The 17,429-nt window shown below is 73.9% G+C and carries 11 protein-coding genes and 3 pseudogenes; 9 read left to right on the top strand and 5 right to left on the bottom strand.

Features of this window, described 5'->3' with window-relative positions:
- Nucleotides 1-601 precede the first annotated feature (601 nt).
- Complete coding sequence (locus tag L6E17_RS31240) at nt 602-2,410, top strand: sialidase family protein (RefSeq protein WP_236243532.1); 1,809 nt, start codon at nt 602-604, stop codon at nt 2,408-2,410.
- Nucleotides 2,411-3,007: 597 nt separating this feature from the next.
- Here the strand turns inward: L6E17_RS31240 and L6E17_RS31235 are convergent.
- Nucleotides 3,008-3,328: pseudogene (locus L6E17_RS31235) on the bottom strand (class I SAM-dependent methyltransferase); the annotation flags it as partial.
- Between the two features lie 505 nt (nt 3,329-3,833).
- Nucleotides 3,834-4,763: an RNA polymerase sigma factor SigF gene (locus L6E17_RS28490; RefSeq protein ID WP_236243531.1), complete on the bottom strand. Its 930-nt coding sequence runs from the start codon at nt 4,761-4,763 to the stop codon at nt 3,834-3,836.
- 225 nt (nt 4,764-4,988) lie between these two features.
- Here L6E17_RS28490 and L6E17_RS28485 point away from each other — a divergent pair, with 225 nt between their 5' ends.
- From L6E17_RS28485 to L6E17_RS31725, 3 genes are all read left to right on the top strand, one after another.
- Nucleotides 4,989-5,357 (top strand): STAS domain-containing protein, encoded by a 369-nt coding sequence (locus L6E17_RS28485; protein ID WP_071283264.1) that lies wholly within the window; start codon nt 4,989-4,991, stop codon nt 5,355-5,357.
- 165 nt (nt 5,358-5,522) lie between these two features.
- The gene (locus L6E17_RS28480; protein ID WP_374109174.1) at nt 5,523-6,152 is read left to right on the top strand and encodes an ATP-binding protein; all 630 of its coding nucleotides are present in this window, start codon (nt 5,523-5,525) and stop codon (nt 6,150-6,152) included.
- Between the two features lie 947 nt (nt 6,153-7,099).
- Complete coding sequence (locus tag L6E17_RS31725) at nt 7,100-7,888, top strand: exopolysaccharide biosynthesis polyprenyl glycosylphosphotransferase (protein WP_374109173.1); 789 nt, start codon at nt 7,100-7,102, stop codon at nt 7,886-7,888.
- A gap of 16 nt (nt 7,889-7,904) precedes the next feature.
- Here the strand turns inward: L6E17_RS31725 and L6E17_RS28470 are convergent, their stop codons facing one another.
- Nucleotides 7,905-8,891, bottom strand: coding sequence for a GDP-L-fucose synthase family protein (locus tag L6E17_RS28470; RefSeq protein WP_374109172.1), 987 nt, complete (start codon nt 8,889-8,891; stop codon nt 7,905-7,907).
- Nucleotides 8,892-9,195: 304 nt separating this feature from the next.
- Here L6E17_RS28470 and gmd point away from each other — a divergent pair, with 304 nt between their 5' ends.
- The 3 genes from gmd to L6E17_RS28455 all read left to right on the top strand — a co-directional run bounded on the left by gmd (nt 9,196) and on the right by L6E17_RS28455 (nt 14,157).
- Complete coding sequence (gene gmd, locus L6E17_RS28465; protein WP_236243528.1) at nt 9,196-10,209, top strand: GDP-mannose 4,6-dehydratase; 1,014 nt, start codon at nt 9,196-9,198, stop codon at nt 10,207-10,209.
- 475 nt (nt 10,210-10,684) lie between these two features.
- Nucleotides 10,685-13,402: a DNRLRE domain-containing protein gene (locus L6E17_RS28460; protein ID WP_236243527.1), complete on the top strand. Its 2,718-nt coding sequence runs from the start codon at nt 10,685-10,687 to the stop codon at nt 13,400-13,402.
- Nucleotides 13,403-13,422: 20 nt separating this feature from the next.
- The gene (locus tag L6E17_RS28455; RefSeq protein WP_236243526.1) at nt 13,423-14,157 is read left to right on the top strand and encodes a hypothetical protein; all 735 of its coding nucleotides are present in this window, start codon (nt 13,423-13,425) and stop codon (nt 14,155-14,157) included.
- Here the strand turns inward: L6E17_RS28455 and L6E17_RS31720 are convergent.
- Nucleotides 14,136-15,074, bottom strand: a pseudogene (locus L6E17_RS31720) (glycosyltransferase); the annotation flags it as partial. The gene L6E17_RS28455 and the pseudogene L6E17_RS31720 overlap by 22 nt on opposite strands.
- Before the next feature lie 207 nt (nt 15,075-15,281).
- Nucleotides 15,282-15,821 (bottom strand): WcaF family extracellular polysaccharide biosynthesis acetyltransferase, encoded by a 540-nt coding sequence (locus tag L6E17_RS28440; protein ID WP_236243525.1) that lies wholly within the window; start codon nt 15,819-15,821, stop codon nt 15,282-15,284.
- A 125-nt stretch (nt 15,822-15,946) separates the two neighbouring features.
- On the opposite strand from L6E17_RS28440, the gene L6E17_RS31230 reads away from it, so the two are divergent.
- Both L6E17_RS31230 and L6E17_RS28435 read left to right on the top strand, forming a co-directional pair.
- A complete protein-coding gene (locus L6E17_RS31230) occupies nt 15,947-16,477 on the top strand; it encodes a hypothetical protein (protein ID WP_308315946.1) in 531 nt (176 codons plus the stop codon).
- Nucleotides 16,474-17,429 (top strand): annotated as a pseudogene (locus tag L6E17_RS28435) (hypothetical protein); the annotation flags it as partial. The gene L6E17_RS31230 and the pseudogene L6E17_RS28435, both read left to right, overlap by 4 nt.

Here is a 17,429-nt window from a genome sequence, read left to right as displayed (position 1 = left end):
CTGACACGCGCTCTTCTGCTCGCCCCTCCCCACCCGTACCGTCGTTCCCGTTTGAAACGGGCATGACGATGGGGAGGGTTGTCCATGCGCAGACCGACGCGCAGACGTCTGCTTCCGTGGCTGCTCGCCGCGGTCGCCGGAGCGGCGCTGACCGCGGCGCCACCGGTCACCGCGGCGCCGCCGCCGCCGGATCGCCGCCGGCCGCCGGGGCCGCAGCCGAGGGGCGCCGCGCGGAGCGGGGTCCTTACCGGCCGCCGCTGCTGCGGACGTCCCGCCGGAGGACGTCTACCGGCCCGTCCGCGGCCCGTCGGCGCCCGCCGAGTACCGCTATGTCCAGAAGACGCTCCCCGGCCAGGCGCTGCCCCGCCACGCGTACGACCGGGCCGCCGCGGAGGCCGCCCGGCTCCCCGCGGTCGGCGGGCGCTGGAAGTCCGTCGGGCCGACGAACATCGGCGGCCGCATCGTCTCCCTGGCCCTCGACCCCCGGCGTGCCGACACGCTCTACGCGGCCGCCGCCAGCGGGGGCCTGTGGCGCAGCACGGACGCGGGCGACACCTTCCACTCCGTCTGGCCCGACGACCTCACGCAGGCCATGGGCGCGGTGGCCGCGGCCCCGGACGGCACGCTGTACGTCGGCACCGGCGAGCCGAACCCGGGCGGCGGCAGCATCACGTACGAAGGCACCGGCCTGTACCGCAGCACCGACGGCGGCGCGCACTGGACCCGGCTGGGGCTGCGCGACTCCGGTGCGATCAGCGCCATCACCATCGACCCGGCCGACCCGCGCCGCATCTACGTCGCCGCGGCCGGCTCCCTCTACAACGCCGGCGGCGACCGCGGTGTGTACCGCTCCGAGGACGGCGGCGCCAGTTGGGAGCGCATCCTCGCGGGCGAGAACGGGTTCACCGGCGCCACGGAGATCGTCGTCGACGGCGACCGGCTGTACGCGGTGCTGTGGGACCACCGGCGCACGCCGAGCCTGCGCACGTACGGCGGCGTCGGTTCCGGGGTCTTCCGCTCGACCGACGACGGCCGCACCTGGCAGCGCCTCGGCGGCGGCCTGCCCGCCCGAGGCCCCGACGTGGGCCGCATCGGCCTCGCGGTCGCCGGTGACCGCCTGTACGCCCTCGTCAACCAGACGAGCGGCCCCTTCGAGGGCTTCTACTCCTCGACCGACGGCGGCGACACCTGGGCGCGCACCCCCGACGACCCCGAACTGACGGCGTCGCAGTCCAGCTTCGGCTGGTGGTTCGGCAAGGTGTGGATCGACCCGGCGGACACGGACCACGTGCACGTCGCGGGCGTCCCCCTCCTCACCACCAAGGACGCGGGCCGCACGTGGTCGGCGGACGCCACCAGCATCCACGTCGACCACCACGCCATGGTGTGGGACCCGCGCCGGCCGGGCCGCGTCTACCTCGGCAACGACGGCGGCGTGTACCGCTCCGACGCGCGCGGCGACGGCGGCTGGGTCGCGTCGCGCCACCAGCCGTACACCCAGCTCTACAGCGCGGCGATCACCCCGCAGGACCCCACCCGGATCTCGGGCGGCTCCCAGGACAACGGCAGCCTGCGCTCCTGGGGAGCCCCGGACGGCGGGTTCGACGAGTACCTGGGCGGCGACGGGGAGGAGAACCTGATCAACCCCAGGGACAAGGACAACGTCTTCGCCTGCTACCAGTACGGCAACTGCTTCCGCTCCACCGACGGCGGCGACACCCTCACGTACTTCGCGGACGCCACGACGTACGAGCGGCGCAACTGGTTCACCCCGGTCGTCTTCGACCCCCGGGACCCGAAGATCCTCTACTACGGCTCCGAGGTCGTGAACCGCTCCACCGACGGCGGTGTGACCTGGCAGGCCATCAGCGGCGACCTGTCCGGCGGGCCGGGCGACGACCCCGTCTACACGAACTACGGCACGATCACCTCCCTCGCCCCGGCGGGGGACGGCCGCACCGTCTACGCGGGCACGGACGACGGCCGGGTGTGGGTGACCCGCGACCTCGGCGGGACGTGGACGAAGCTGGCGGAGGGCCGCCCCTGGGTCACCCGCGTGGTGGTCGACGAGAAGGACCCCGACCGGGTGTGGACCACGCACTCCGCGTACCGCTCCGGCTCGCCGCTGGCCCACGTGTACGGCTCCACCGACGGCGGCCGCACCTGGCGCGACCTGTCGGGCAACCTGCCGGAGGCACCGGTGAACGACCTGGTGGCGGCCCGCGCCGGGATCCTGTACGCGGCAACCGACCAGGGGGTCTTCACGTCGTTCACGGGCGGCGGCCACTGGTTCCGGCTGGGCCGCGGCATGCCCAGGGTCCCGGTCGACGACATCGAGTACGACCCGTCCCGCAACCGCCTGGTGGCAGCGACGTTCGGCCGGGGCTTCTACGAACTGAGGACGTGGTGACGACCGCCCACCCGACCTGACCCGCCCCCGCCGGCAGGCGCCGCACGGACAGCCCTGCCGGCCCCGACCGGGCGGCCCCCAGCCGCCGGGCCGTCCGGGCGGCACGCGCCGCCCCGGGCCGCCGCCCGGCGCGAAGCCCGAGGCGGCATCCGCCCCGGCGGGGCCGCGGTCTCGCGACCGCGGCCCCGCCGCGCGGTCACCCCGCCCGGCGAGCCGCGCGGTCACCACATGCACCCGCAGCCCGCAGGGCACGGCCCCCGCCCCCGTCCGCAGCTCAGCGGCCGCCGCGAAGAACGCCTCGCGCAGCGCCTCCACGTCCGCCGCCCCCATGGGCCCCAGGTCGTAGATCCCGGACAGGGCCTCCCACACGTCCTCCAGCGGGCCGCTCAGGTCGACGGGCACGGTCTCCCATCCGACCGGCCCGAACCCGGCCGCCTCCAGCACCCCGACCAGCCCCTCCCGGCTGCGGGCCCGAGGGTCGCCCAGCGCGGGGATGCGGGCGCTCTCGGGCAGCCGGGCCACGGCGTCCCGCACGAGCCGCGAGAACAGCGCGTACGCCTCGCCGCCCACCGCGCCGCCGCCCACGACGCAGGCCAGCACACCGCCGGGCGCCAGCACCCGGGCCACCTCCGCGGCGACGCGCTCGAGGTCGTCCATGAGCATCAGCGCCATGTGTGACACGCACGCGTCGAAGACGCCGTCGGCGAAGGGGAGGCGCTGCGCCCGCGCCTCGGCCAGCACGACGTCCGCGGAGGCGCCCGCCGTGCGCGCCCGGGCCAGCGCGAGCGCCTCCGGGGACAGGTCCACCCCGGCGAGCCGCCGCGCCCCCGGCGCCTCGGCGAGCAGCTCCAGCAGCAGCCCGTCCCCGCAGCCGAGGTCCAGCCCGGAGCGGCTCCCGGCCGCGAGGTCCCGCAGCATCTCGTAGCCCGAGCGCCCGTCAGGCCCGCGCGCACCGCCGAACGCCTCGGCGGTCACGGCGGGCCTGGCGGCGTGGAAGGAGCGGAGGAAGGCCTCGGAGGGCGGTGTGGCTGTCATACGGCGACCGTACGGCCCCGCCGGGACCGGCCGCCGAAGCAGGGGACGACGGCCCCGCCCCGTACCCGGCCCCGGCACCCCGCCCCGCCCCGCACCCGGCCCCGGCACCCCGCCCGGCCTCGCGCACCGGGCCCCGCACCCTGCCCGGCCCGGGAGAAGGATCTGCGGGCGGGCCCGACCGTGCGCCGCCCCACCCGGCCCGTCCATGAGGATTCCCGCGCCGCGGCGAGGCCTGCCGCGCTCGCGGACGCCGATCGCCCGACGCGGCCTCACGGGTCCCTCCGGCACGACCGGGGGCCCCGCTCCCGGACCCCCGTGGTGCGCCGTGACGGCGTCCGGGTGTCCGGGAGCGGGGCCCCGGGATTCCTCGGTCAGGGGCGACCGCGGGTCACTGCTCCAGGGTGAGGCCCTTTCTCAGCTTCGCGAGCGTGCGGGAGAGCAGGCGGGACACGTGCATCTGGGAGATGCCGAGCTCCTCGCCGATCTCCGACTGGGTCAGGCCGGCCACGAAGCGCAGTGACAGGATCCGCCGGTCGCGGGGCGGCAGCGAGGCGATCAGCGGCTTGAGCGACTCGATGTACTCGATGCCTTCCAGACCGTGGTCCTCGTACCCGATCCGGTCGGCCAGCGCGCCCTCGGAGTCGTCCTCCTCCGGCTGTGCGTCGAGGGAGCTCGCGGTGTAGGCGTTGCTCGCGGCCATGCCCTCGACGACCTCGTCCTGGCTGATGCCGAGCTTCTCGGCCAGTTCCGCCACGGTCGGGGAGCGGTCCAGCTGCTGGGCCAGCTCGTCGCCCGCCTTGGCCAGGTCCAGGCGGAGCTCCTGGAGCCGGCGCGGCACGCGCACGGACCACGACGTGTCGCGGAAGAAGCGCTTGATCTCGCCGATGATCGTCGGCATGGCGAAGGTCGGGAACTCGACCTCGCGGCTCAGCTCGAACCGGTCGATCGCCTTGATCAGGCCGATGGTGCCGACCTGGACGATGTCCTCCATCGGCTCGCTGCGCGAGCGGAAGCGGGAGGCGGCGAACTTGACGAGGGCGAGGTTCAGCTCGACGAGCGTGTTGCGCACGTAGGCGTACTCGTGCGTGCCCTCTTCGAGGCTCTCCAGCCGGGCGAAGAGGGTCTTGGACAGGGCTCGCGCGTCGAGCGGGTCCACCTCGTCGTACGGGGGGATCTCCGGAAGTCCCAGTTCGGCGCCGAGGTCGGTGCCGGACGGGGACGCGGGGTCGGTGTCGGAGTGGAACGGGTGGGAAGGAGTTGCCGACGGCGCGTCGTGGGTACGCGTTTCGTCGAGCCGGGGTGACATGGTGTCCTCCATGGTTGTCGGCATATGGCCGCCGAAGCCCATTGCGTGTGCCTGCGGTGTGCGGCGCCTCCAAGCCGGCCGTGTCGGGTGTGCCCTACTAGCCCTACCGGGTTTCCACGGACCGATGCAAGTGTCGTTCATGCCGTATATACCCTTTGCGGGGGGCTTCGACTACCGACCGGTCCGGATTCGGCGTAGGGTTCACCCGACCCGAACGGATCGGCGAAGAGGGGCGGAATGGGCCGCGAGACGGTCGGCAGCGCACATCAGGGCCGACTCAGCGTCGGGGTTCGCACGGAGGGCCCCAGCGAGATCCTCACGCCGGTGGGTGAGCTCGATCACCACACGGCGGACCTCCTGCGCGAGCCCCTCGACGCCGCACTCGCCCGCGGCTGCACACGCCTCGTGGTCGACTGCTCACAGCTCGCCTTCCTGGACTCCACCGGCCTCAACGTGCTGCTCGGTGCCCGGCTGAAAGCCGAGGCGGGAGGCGGCGGCGTGCACCTCGCCGCGATGCGCCCCGCGGTGGCCCGGGTCTTCGAGATCACCGGCGCCGAGGCGGTCTTCACCGTGCACCCCTCACTGGAGGCCGCGCTCACTCTGTAGCGCGGTCGACCCATCTGGTGGGTGTCGCCCGGAAACGGTCGGGCAGAAGCACGCCGAAGGACACGGAAGGACCCCCGGTGCTCCACCGAGGGTTCACACTCTCTGTTAAACGATGTCGACGTCGACGACGGCGGCGACCTGGTGAATCGGTGAGGTGACGCGCTGATGGGTGCGGCGCAGCAGCAACCGCCGAGCGGACTCGGCCCGCGGCCGGGCGGCTCCGGTGCTCCGTCCTCGCGGCGCGGGACACCTTCCGGCATGCCCTCCGGCGCCCCGGCGGGCCCGGACGCGGGTGCCCGCGCGGGCCGCGCCGGCACCGCGCGTCCCGGTCCGGCCGCGGACGACCGTACGGCTCCCGCCCCGGACGCCCCCGGCTCCGGCGCCGCCCCCGAGACGCGCTCGCTCGCGCTCGACGGGGCCAGCGGCGTCGTCCCGCTCGCCAGGGACTTCACCCGGCAGGCGCTCTACGACTGGGGCTGGCTGCCCGCCGCGACGGCCGAGCGCCGGGCCGCCGCCGAGGACGTCCTGCTCGTGGTCTCCGAGCTGGTCACCAACGCCTGCCTGCATGCCGAGGGCCCCGAGGAGCTGCGGGTCGTCCGCGGCGGCCGCGTGCTGCGGCTGGAGGTCGCGGACCACGGGGCCGGCCAGCCGGCGCCCCGCACCCCCCACCGGGCGGGCCGGCCCGGTGGCCACGGCATGTTCATCGTCCAGCGGCTCTGCCTGGACTGGGGTGTGATCCGCGCCACCGACGCCCCCGGCAAGACGGTCTGGGCCGAGCTGGCCGCCCCCGCGTAGCAGCCGCCGCCGCTTTTCGAACACCCCACGGCCACCTGCGTACTCGCGGTACGCGCCGCGTATGAGCGCCCTCCGCGACGAGGTGTCCGGAAACGTTGTGTATACGGAGCCTTACACGAGAACGTGTTCTGCGGGGCGGTCGTGTGCCGTAGTGTGCCCTCCCGTGAAGGAAATGTGAGTACCGGAGCCGCGTCCTGAGCGGCGGTCTCTTTTCCTGGCCTGGGGGGGCTGACAATCTTGGCAAACACTCACACGCACGGCTTCCGCACGGCACGGCCCATCGGTGCCCGCACCGGTGCGGGGACGCAGCCGGTGACCGCCGGCCGCCTGGCGAAGCCGCGCTGGTACCTGCCGGTGCTGCTCGCCGTGGACGCCGGCGTCACCGCCGCCTCGGTGCTGCTGGTGTTCGGCCGGGTCGACCAGCCGCACCCCGTGCGGTACGCGGCCGTGGCCGCCTCCGCGTGGGTGGGCGTGCAGGCCCTGCGCCGCCGCTACCGGCTCTTCGAACTCGGCGAGTCCCGCGGCGCCCTGCCGGTGCTGCACGACTGGCTCATCCTCGTCGCCGTGCTGGCGGTGCTCAGCGTGGCCACCGCCCGCACCCCGCAGCCGTACGCGGCGCTGCTCGCGCTCACGCCCGCGCTCGTGTGCACCCTCATCGCCCGCCGGGCCGTCCACCGGCACCTCACGGCCGTGCGGCGCGCGGCGGAGGCGGTCGACCGGGTCCTCGTCGTCGGGGAGCCCGGCGCGCTGGAGGGCGCCGTGCGGCGGCTGGCCTCCGGCACCGACCACCCCTACGCCGTGGTGGGCACCGTCGTCGTCGGCGACGGCCCGCCGGAGGGCCGCGACCCGATGGCACCGGTCGCGCTCGGGCACGGCGACCGCCTGGACGTGGGCCAGGGCGGCGCGGGGAGCGGCTCGTGGGCTACGCCCGCTGGCACGGCGCCGACGTGGTGCTGCTGGCACCGGGCCCCCTGCTCACCGGCGACCGGCTGCGCGAGCTGTGCTGGGCGCTGCACGACGAGGGCCTGGAGGTCGCGTTGGCGCCCGGCCTCGTGGAGACCTCCGCGAAGCGGCTGACGGCCGCGTCCGTGGCGGGCCTCACCGTGCTGCGGGTGGAGCGGCCGCGCGCCGGTGGCGTCCACGCGTTCCTGAAGGCCGTCATGGACCGGGGCGGCGCGGCGGCCGGGCTGCTGCTGCTGTCGCCGGTGTTCCTGCTGCTGACCGTGCTGATACGGCTGGACTCGCGCGGACCGGCGTTCTACCGGCAGCAGCGGGTCGGGCGGGACCAGCGGCCGTTCACCATGTGGAAGTTCCGCACCATGGTCCTCGACGCCGACAAGCTGAAGGCGGAGCTGGCCTCGCACAACGAGAACGACGGGCTGATGTTCAAGATGCGGCGCGACCCGCGGGTCACCCGCGTCGGCCGGTTCCTGCGCCGGACGTCCCTGGACGAGCTGCCGCAGCTCGTCAACGTGGTGCTCGGTGACATGTCCCTGGTGGGTCCGCGCCCGCCGCTGCCGGACGAGGTCGCCGGCTATGACGCGGCCGCCCTGCGCCGGCTGCGGGTGAAGCCGGGCATGACCGGCCTGTGGCAGGTCAGCGGCCGGTCCGACCTGTCCTGGGACGAAACGATCCAGCTCGATCTGCACTACGTCGACAACTGGTCGTTCAGCAGCGATCTCGATGTGATGAGCCGTACGCTCCGCGCCGTCGTCGACGGCCGCGGAGCGTACTGAGGGCCGCGCCGTGGGGTCAGCGCTGCCCGAGCCACCAGGCGTAGGTCGACGAGATGCCGTCGCGCAGCGCGATGCCGGGCTTCCAGCCCAGGCCGGCCAGCCGCGAGACGTCCAGCAGCTTGCGGGGCGTGCCGTCCGGCTTGGAGGTGTCCCAGCCGATGCGGCCGGTGAAGCCGGTCACGTCCGCGACCGTCTCGGCCAGCTCCCGGATGGTGAGGTCCTCGCCGCAGCCCACGTTGACCGGGGCGTCGCCGTCGTACCGGGCGAGGAGCGTCGCGCAGGCGTCCGCCAGGTCGTCGACGTGCAGGAACTCCCGGCGGGGGGTGCCCGAGCCCCAGAGCGTCACCTCGTCCCGGCCGGCCTCGCGCGCCTCGTGGAAGCGGCGGATCAGCGCCGGCAGCACATGCGAGGTCTCCAGGTCGAAGTTGTCGCCGGGGCCGTAGAGGTTCGTCGGCATCGCCGAGATGTAGGAGGCGCCGAACTGGCGCCGGTAGGACTGCACCTGGCAGATGCCGGCGATCTTGGCGAGGGCGTACGGCTCGTTCGTCGGCTCCAGGGGGCCGGTCAGCAGCGCGTCCTCGTTGATCGGCTGCGGCGCGTGCTTCGGGTAGATGCACGACGAGCCGAGGAACAGCAGCCGGGCCACCCCGGCCGCGTGGGCGCCCGCGATCACGCTGAGCTGGATCCGCAGGTTGTCCTCGAGGAACGGCACGGGCTGGGTGCTGTTGGCCATGATGCCGCCGACCTTGGCCGCGGCCAGGACCACCGCGTCCGGCCGGGTGTCCGCGAGGAAGGCGGCCGTGGCCGCGGCGTCCCGCAGGTCGAGCTCCGAGCGGCCGCGGGTGATCACCTCGTGGCCGTCGGCGGTCAGGCGCCGGACCATGGCGGAGCCGACGAGCCCGCGGTGCCCGGCCACGAATATCCGGGCTCGGGCCGGCAGGAGGGGCGACGACGGGGTGGTGGGCGGCGTGGCCGCCTGCGAGTCGGTCATGTGCCGGATCATGCCAGGCCCGCGGCCCCGCGCCACACCCGGAGTCCGGATGTGACGCATCTATCGCCTATGTCCGTGCATATGACACCGCACCGGGCGTCGGCGCCCCGGCCCGGGAGCAGGCCGCGCCGCGCACCGCCGGGTACGGGCCGCCGCGCACCGCCGGGTACGGGCCGCCGCGCACCGCCGGGTACGGGCCGCCGCGCACCGCCGGGTACGGGCCGCCGTGCGCCGCACCACAGAACCCACCCCACCCACCGCAACTGAACGCCAGGGACGGAGCCGGTCCGCGGCCCGCCCGGGAGGAGAACCACGCATGAGCAAGACCGCACTGATCACGGGGGTCACCGGGCAGGACGGCTCGTACCTGTCGGAGCTGCTGCTGTCCAAGGGGTACACGGTGCACGGCCTGGTGCGGCGGTCCTCCACCTTCAACACCGAGCGGATCGACCACATCTACCAGGGCCCCCAGGAGGAGGGCCGCAGGTTCGTGCTGCACCACGCCGACCTGTCCGACGGCGTCGCGCTGGTGAACCTGCTGCGCGAGATCCAGCCCGACGAGGTCTACAACCTCGGTGCCCAGTCCCATGTGCGGGTCTCCTTCGACGCCCCGCTGTACACCGGCGACGTCACCGGGCTCGGCGCGCTGCGGCTGCTGGAGGCGGTGCGCGCCTCCGGCATCGAGACCCGCGTCTACCAGGCGTCGTCGTCCGAGATGTTCGGCTCGACGCCGCCGCCGCAGAACGAGCAGACCCCGTTCCACCCGCGCAGCCCGTACGGCGTCGCCAAGGTGTACGGCTACTGGGCCACGGTCAACTACCGCGAGGCCTACGGCATGTACGCGGTGAACGGCATCCTCTTCAACCACGAGTCGCCGCGCCGCGGCGAGACCTTCGTGACCCGCAAGATCACGCGTGCGGTCGCCCGCATCAAGGCGGGGCTCCAGAAGGAGCTCTACCTCGGCAACCTCGACGCGGTGCGGGACTGGGGCTACGCGCCCGAGTACGTGGACGCGATGTGGCGGATGCTCCAGCAGGAAGAGCCCACCGACTACGTCGTCGCCACCGGCGTGGCGGCCACGGTGCGTCAGTTCCTGGAGACTGCTTTCGGCCACGCGGGGCTCGACTGGGAAGAGCACGTGCGGTACGACGCGAAGTACGAGCGCCCCAGTGAGGTGGACGCGCTCATCGGCGACGCGAGCAAGGCCGAGCGGCTGCTCGGCTGGAAGCCCGAGGTGCTGGTCGAGGACCTGGCCCGGATCATGGTGGACGCCGATATCCGCCAGGTCCAGGACGAGTTGTCGGGAGTCGCGGTCCGCGTCGACCGCTGAGCCGGCGGCGGCCGGGCACGCCCCGCCGCCCCGCAGCCGCGCCGCCGCGGCCCACCGCCCCGCCCGGCCGCACGCGGCACGGGCGGGGCGGTGGGTCTGTCATCGCCAAGGGGGCGCGCGGGTGCCCTTCGCGCGCTGCGGAGGTGCTCTCATGCGCCTCTGTGTGCCCGTCCGGTCGTCCGGCGGCGTCCCGGAGGACCTTGCCGCTGGTGGCGGGCGGGAGCGGCCGCGGGCGTGCGGGGCGCGGCCGGTGAACGCGGGGCTGCGCGCGGTCGTATCACGTGATTGACTCGTTTTATACGCAACCAAGCTGTGGATTTGCGTCACAGATGGCCGGAATTGGCCGAACAGACGTTACTCTACGGCTCATTCATTCTGACCGGGTGGACCGTCCGTATCCGAGCGCACGCGAGAGCCGCGCCGCCGACCTCGGACCGCCGCCCACAGCACAGGACGTTGTCGTCTTGGGGGGTACATGAAGAGAACAAGAGGGCTGCCCGTCGCCCTCGCCCTGTCCGTGGCAGCGGGCGGCCTCGGTGTGGCCGTCGCGCCGCAGGCCACCGCGCTCACTCCGCCGGTGGGCTTCACCGCGGACGACCTGCCGACCTGGCAGACCAACGGCATCGTCTGGGCCATGGCCGAGGCGGACGGCGTGGTCTTCGCCGGCGGCACCTTCTCCGCCGTGCGGCCGCCGGAAGGCGCTTCCGGCACCGCGCAGGAGGCGCTCAACTTCGTGGCGCTGGACGCCGCGACCGGTGCGCCCACCGACTGCTCGCTGTCCTTCACCGTCAGCCAGGGCACGGCCACCGTGCGGGCCCTGGCCGTCTCGCCGGACAAGAGCACCCTGTACGTGGGCGGCTACTTCGGCGCGGTCAACGGCAAGTCGGTGTCCAGCGCCGCCGCCATCGACATCGCCACCTGCACCCCCAAGGACGGCTTCCACGCCGTCTTCCCCGCAACCGTGCGGGCGCTCGCCGTCAGCGGCGACACCGTGTACGCGGGCGGCGACTTCGGCCAGGTCAACGGCGAGACCCGGGAGCGGTTCGCCGCCGTCGACGCCGCCACCGGCGCCCTGCGCCCCTTCACGGCGAACGCCGACGAGCCGGGCCGCGCCGTCGAGCTCACGCCCGACGGGAAGCACGTCCTGCTCGGCGGCGACTTCTTCTACGTCAACGGCGCCGCCTCGCACGCCCTCGCCGTGGTGGACGCCACCACCGGCGCGAACGTCAAGACGTACCCCGACGGCTTCATCCAGAACGTCTCGGTCGTCAAGGACATCGACGTCGACGAGACCGGCTTCTACACCGCCAACGAGGGCACCGGCGGCTTCGACGGCCGAATAGCCCTGGACCTCGGGACCTACGAGCAGCGCTGGCGTGACGGCTGCTTCGGCGCCACCCAGGCCGTCGAGTCCCACGGCGGCGTCCTCTACAGCGCCTCCCACGCGCACAACTGCTCCAGCGAGAACGAGTTCCCCGACGGGCGCCGCTACCACTTCCTGGCCCAGCGGACCACGTCCACCGGCAAGCTCGGCTGGTTCCCCGACACCAACGACGGCCTCGGCGAGGGCATAGGCCCCCGCGTCATGACCATCAGCGCCAAGGACGGCGTCGAGTACATGTGGTCCGGCGGTGAGTTCACCACCGTCAACGGCGCCCCCGCGCAGGGCCTCACCCGCTTCGCCTCCACCGGCGACACCGGCAAGCCCACCACCCCCGTGGCGAGCGCCGCCAGCACCAAGCCCGGCGAGGTGCAGGTGCGCTGGCGCGCCAGCATGGACCTCGACGACAGCAAGCTGACGTACAGGCTCTACCGCAACGGCGCCGCCACCCCGATCGCCACGATCGACGCCGAGTCGCTGCCCTGGCACCGCCCGCAGGTGTCCTTCACCGACACCGGCCTGGCCCCCGGCAGCTCCCACACCTACCGGGTGACCGCCACCGACGGCGCCGGCAACGTCAGCGCCCTGTCCGCGACCGTCACCGCGACCGTCGCCGCCTCCGAGGAGCCCTACCCGACCGCCATCACCGGCGACGGCGCAGGGATGTACTGGCGGCTCGACGACACCACCAGCCCCTACGTCGCGGACTCCTCCGCCGGCGACCTGAGCGGCCTGCAGTACGGCGGCCCGACCCAGGGCCAGGCGGGCGCGCTGGCCGGCGGCAACAAGGCCTACACGTTCGACGGCTCCAACGACAAGCTGTACACCGACCGCCGCGTCAGCGTCGGCGACAGCTACAGCATCGAGGCGTGGTTCAAGACCACCACGTCCCGCGGCGGCAAGCTGATCGGCTTCGGCAACAACACCACCCGCTTCAGCAGCCGCTACGACAAGCACATCTACATGAACAACTGGGGCCAGCTGTACTTCGGCGCCTACGACGGCCGGGCCCGCACCCTCTCCACCTGGGGCACCTACAACGACGGCAAGTGGCACCACGTCGTCGGCACCCAGGGCCCGGACGGCATGACGCTGTACGTCGACGGCAAGAAGATCGGCTCCAACGGCTACAGCGGCCACGAGAAGTACCTCGGCTACTGGCACGTCGGCGGCGACCAGATCGGCAGCTGGCCGTCCCGCCCGTCGAGCAACTACTTCGCCGGCCAGATCGACGAGGTCGCGGTCTACCCGACGGTGCTCAGCGGCACCCAGGTCGCCGCGCACCACGCGAAGGCCGCCGTGGCGGGCGACACCGTCACCACGGTGCAGGCCGCCGAGGACACCTACGTCAACGCGGGCGCGTCCGGCACCAACTACGGCAGCGCCACGTCCCTCGCGGTGCGCGGCAGCTCCGCGTACGAGACGTACCTGCGGTTCCCGCTGCCCGCGGCCCCGGCCGGCACCAAGCTGGTCGGCGCGGCACTGGAGGTGCGCACCGACTCCTCCTCGTACGCCGGGTCGACCGACCCGGTGAAGGTCACCACCGTCACCGGCGACTGGACCGAGGACGGCGTCACCTACGCGAACCGGCCCGCCCTCGGCACGGAGACGCTCGGCACGCTCACGCCTCCGTCGGGCCCCAACGCCGGGGCCTCGGTCCAGCTCGACACGACCGCCGTCGGCGCCGCCCTCGGCAGCACGTACGAGCTGGCGCTCACCGCGGAGGGCACGGACTCGCTGTGGCTGTGGTCGAGCGAGGCACCCTCCTCGGCGGGCACGCCGAAGCTGGTCCTCACGTTCACGCCGAACTAGCCCGCGTGCAGGAGCGACACATGCGCATCTCCCCTCTCCGGCGGCCGGGCCGCCCCGCCGCGGCGGCCGCGCTGCTGCTGGCGGCGGCGCTCACCGTGAGCGGCTGCTCTGCCGACCCGGACGGGGACGGGAAGGCCGGCGCCTCGGCGCCGGCCTCGCCCGGCCTCTCCGCGGCCGAACGGGTCGAGAAGGAGCTGGACGCCCCCGCCGAGGAGGCGCCGGAGCCGAAGGCGTCCGAGGCGTCCGAGGCGTCGCAGAAGCCGAAGAAGGACACCGTGGCGGACGGGAAGCTGAAGCCCGCCACGGGCTCCTTCTCCGAGAAGGAGAAGGAGTTCCTCAGCGGGCGCGTCCCCGAGTCGGTGGAGCCCGCCGCCGTGCTCGACCTCGGGAAGGAGTCGTGCCAGCGGATCGAGCGGACCGCGAAGCACGACAAGGACGCGGCAGCCGCCGCGGTCGTCGCCGGTGACGTCCGGGACGCCGAGGACGCCGTCGCCCACCTGTGCCCCGAGCAGCAGCCGGTGCTCGACGCGGCCAAGGGCGGCTACGCCGACGGCAGCCACGAGAAGCCCGCCCCCGGCCGCTACCGGACCGCGTCGTCCGGCCCGTCCTGCACCTGGCAGGTCACGGACGCCAAGGGCGGCATCCTCACCTCCGGGCCCGCCCCGGACGCGAAGGACGGGCAGCACACGCTGACCATCCCGTCCGGCGCGGCCGGGTTCGAGTCCAGCGGCTGCTACGCCTGGCTGCGGGCGTAGGCCCGGCCGTAGACCTCCAGCAGGTCGTCCACCACGGCGCCGATCGAGAAGGCGTCGGTCGCGAGCGCGTGCGCCGCGGCCGACGCCTTCCGCGCTTCCGCGGGCTCCAGCAGCTCCACGACCGCGTCCGCGAGACCGGAGGCGTCCCGCACGACCCGGCCCGCACCGGCGTCCCGCACGGCCGAGGCGAGCCCGTTCGACTCCGTCACCACGGCCGGGGTGCCCACGGACAGCGACTCCAGGACCGACATCGGGAAGGGCTCCTCCACCGACGGCAGGACGTACACGTGCGCGGCGCGCAGCTGGTCCAGCACCTCGGCGGAGCCGAGCGCACCGATGTAGTCGACCTGCTCCCGCAGCCCGAGCTCGTCGACGAGCCGCCGCACGGCGGGCAGTTCCCCCTCGTCGGGGCCCGCGATGACGAACCGGGCGTCCGGGTGGCGGCGCAGCACGGCGGGCGCGGCGGCCACGAAGTCGCAGGGCCGCTTGCGGGCCTGCAGCCGGGCCGCGTAGAGGATGCGCGGCGCACCCTCCGGGGCGGGCCGCGGCTCCTGCCGGGGCACGCCGTTGACGAGCGGCACGGCGTTGCCGAGCGGCTCCCCGAGCACGGCGTCGAGGCCGCGCCGCTCGTGCGCGGTCAGGTGCAGCACGGCCGCCGCGCCCCGCAGGACGCGCCGCACCGCCAGCGCGTCCAGCACCTTCGCCAGCAGTTTGTCGCTGGGGTCCACCATGCCGTGGGTCTGGAGCACCAGCGGCACCCCGGCGCGCAGCGCGGCCAGCGCCACCGGCAGGGTCACCAGGTCGCGTGCGAGGTGCACGTGGACCACGTCGGCGCCCCGCACGAGGCCGCGCGCCTCGGCCAGCAGGGCGGGGAGGTGATGCCGCTGAAGCCGAGCGGCAGCAGCCGCTTCGCCGGGTACAGCCGGGCCGGGACGCCCTCCACGTCGGCGGGCGGGGTCGGGCCGAAGCCGTCGGCCAGCGCCAGCAGGCGCGGCTCGTGGCCGCGCTCCCGCAGGCCGTGCGCCAGGTTCAGGGCGACCCGCACCGGGCCGCCGAACGCCCCGGTGGGGAGTGCAGCGTGACGGCGTGCAGCACGCGCAGGGGCGTGCGGGGCGGTACGGCGCTCACTGGGGCTCCTTGACGGGGCGGCGGGCGCCGTCCGCGGTGTGCAGGGTCAGCTCGGGCAGGTCCTGGTGCAGCACGGCTCCGGCGCCCACGACGGCGTGCCGTCCGACGCGGGTGCCGGCCAGCACGGTCGCGCGGGCCGCCACCCAGGCGCCGTCCTCGACGGTGATGGGCGCGTTGCGGTAGCGGAAGTCGGCGGCGCGGTGGTCGTGGCTGCCCGTGCAGAGCAGCGCCTCCTGGGACACGCACACGTCGGCGCCGATGGTGACCGGCTCAAGGTTGAGCAGCCAGGCGCCCTCGCCGATCCAGGTGTTGTCCCCGATGCTCAGCTTCCAGGGCCACAGGACGCGGACCTTGTGGCGGATGAACACGTTCGTCCCCACCGTGGCGCCGAAGGCGCGCAGCAGCGCCACCCGCAGCCGGGCGGGGCACCACCAGGCCATGAAGACCAGGTTGAGCACGGCGAACCACAGGGCCTGCGTCAGCTTGCCCCGGCCCTTGTCGTACCCGGCCAGCGTGAACGCGGACAGATCGCGCATACCGCCGGACTCCCCCCTGTGCGCACGGTGTGAAAATCGGAGCAACAGGTTAGCGGCTGCGGGGCCGGCAGGTCCCGAGGGCCTCGTTAGACTGCGCCCGGAAGCGGGCGACGGGGGGAACAGAAGTGACGGCCGACACCACCACGCCGCCTGCCGTACGCCCGGCGGCGCCCGCCGGGAGGGGGCTGGTGCCGCTGCCGCCGCCGTTCCGGCCGCGGACCCTGCTGTCCCGCGCGCTGGCCGTGCCCCTCGTCCTCGGCCTGTCCTGCTTCCTGCCGCTCGTGGTGGTCTCCCAGCCCGGCGAGGGCCCCAGGGACGCGGCGTTCTGGCTGCAGCTCGTCCTCACCGTGTACTGCGGCGTACGGCTCTCCGCCATGGTCCTCACCGCCCGCCGCAAGCTGCTCCAGGCCACCTTCTGGATGTTCTGCTACATGGCCATGGGCGTCGCCCCGCTCGCCCAGGCGGTACTGGGCCGGGTGCCGACGCCCGTGGTCGGCCCGCGGGAGGACCTCGTCCAGGCCGTCTCCCTGGTGCTGCTGGGCTGCTTCGCCTTCGACGTGGGCGCCCTGCTGGCCCGCTACCGGCCGCCGTGGCGCCGGCGCGCCCCCGGCGAGCCGCGCCCGCCGGGGAGGTCGCGCCCGACGACCGGCCGGTGATGATCCACCGCCGGCGGACGTACCTGCTGGCGCTGTTCGCCTTCGTGTGCGGCGCCCTGCTCATCGTGAAGCTCGGCGGCCCCTCCGTGTTCTTCAGCAGCCGCCAGGAGATCATCGAGACCATCGAGGACACCGGCGTCGCCACCGAGGGCGGCGGCCAGGCCGGTCAGGCGTTCCTGCGCGGCTTCGGCACGGTCCCGCCGCTCATCGCACTGCTCGTCTACCTGCGCTGGATGATCACCTCGCGCCGGGCGCGGCGCACCTGGTCCGTCGTCGCCGTGTTCGGCGCGCTCGCGGTCCTCAACATCGTCGTCAACAACCCCGTCTCGAACCCCCGCTACTGGTTCCTGACGGTGATGTTCGCGCTGCTCTTCACGGCCTTCCCGGCCAGCGCCGCCATGTACCGCACGTCGCTGAGCCTCGGCGTCATCGTGGCGCTGCTGCTCTTCCCGTTCATGGACCGCTTCCGGTACGACGAGAACAACACCCGGCAGATCGAGACGACGTCCTTCCTGGAGCCGCTGGCCCTCAAGGACTACGACCAGGTCGGCATGTTCGCCAACACCATCACGTACGTCGAGTCGGGCCAGGGGCACTCGTACGGCTACCAGCTCACGGGCTCGCTGCTGTTCGCCGTACCGCGCTCCCTGTGGGAGGACAAGCCGTCCGACACGGGTGTGACCGTGGGCGAGTGGATGGGCGCCGTGAACACGAACCTGTCGTCGCCGGTCTGGGCCGAGCTGTGGATCGACTTCGGCCCGGTGGGCATGACGGTCGGCCTCGCCGCCCTCGGGTACGCCGCGGCCCGCGTCGACCGCCGGGTGGCCCGCCGCGCGGTGCGCGGCTCGCCCTCCGGCAGCCTGCTGCTCATCACCGCGCCCCTGGTGGCGGGCTACTCCTTCATCCTCGTACGGGGACCGCTGCTCCAGGCCACCGGCAAGATCGCCATCGC

This window comes from Streptomyces sp. CC228A (assembly GCF_021390935.1).
Classification (GTDB): domain Bacteria; phylum Actinomycetota; class Actinomycetes; order Streptomycetales; family Streptomycetaceae; genus Streptomyces.
This window is presented reverse-complemented; position numbering and strand designations above follow the sequence as displayed.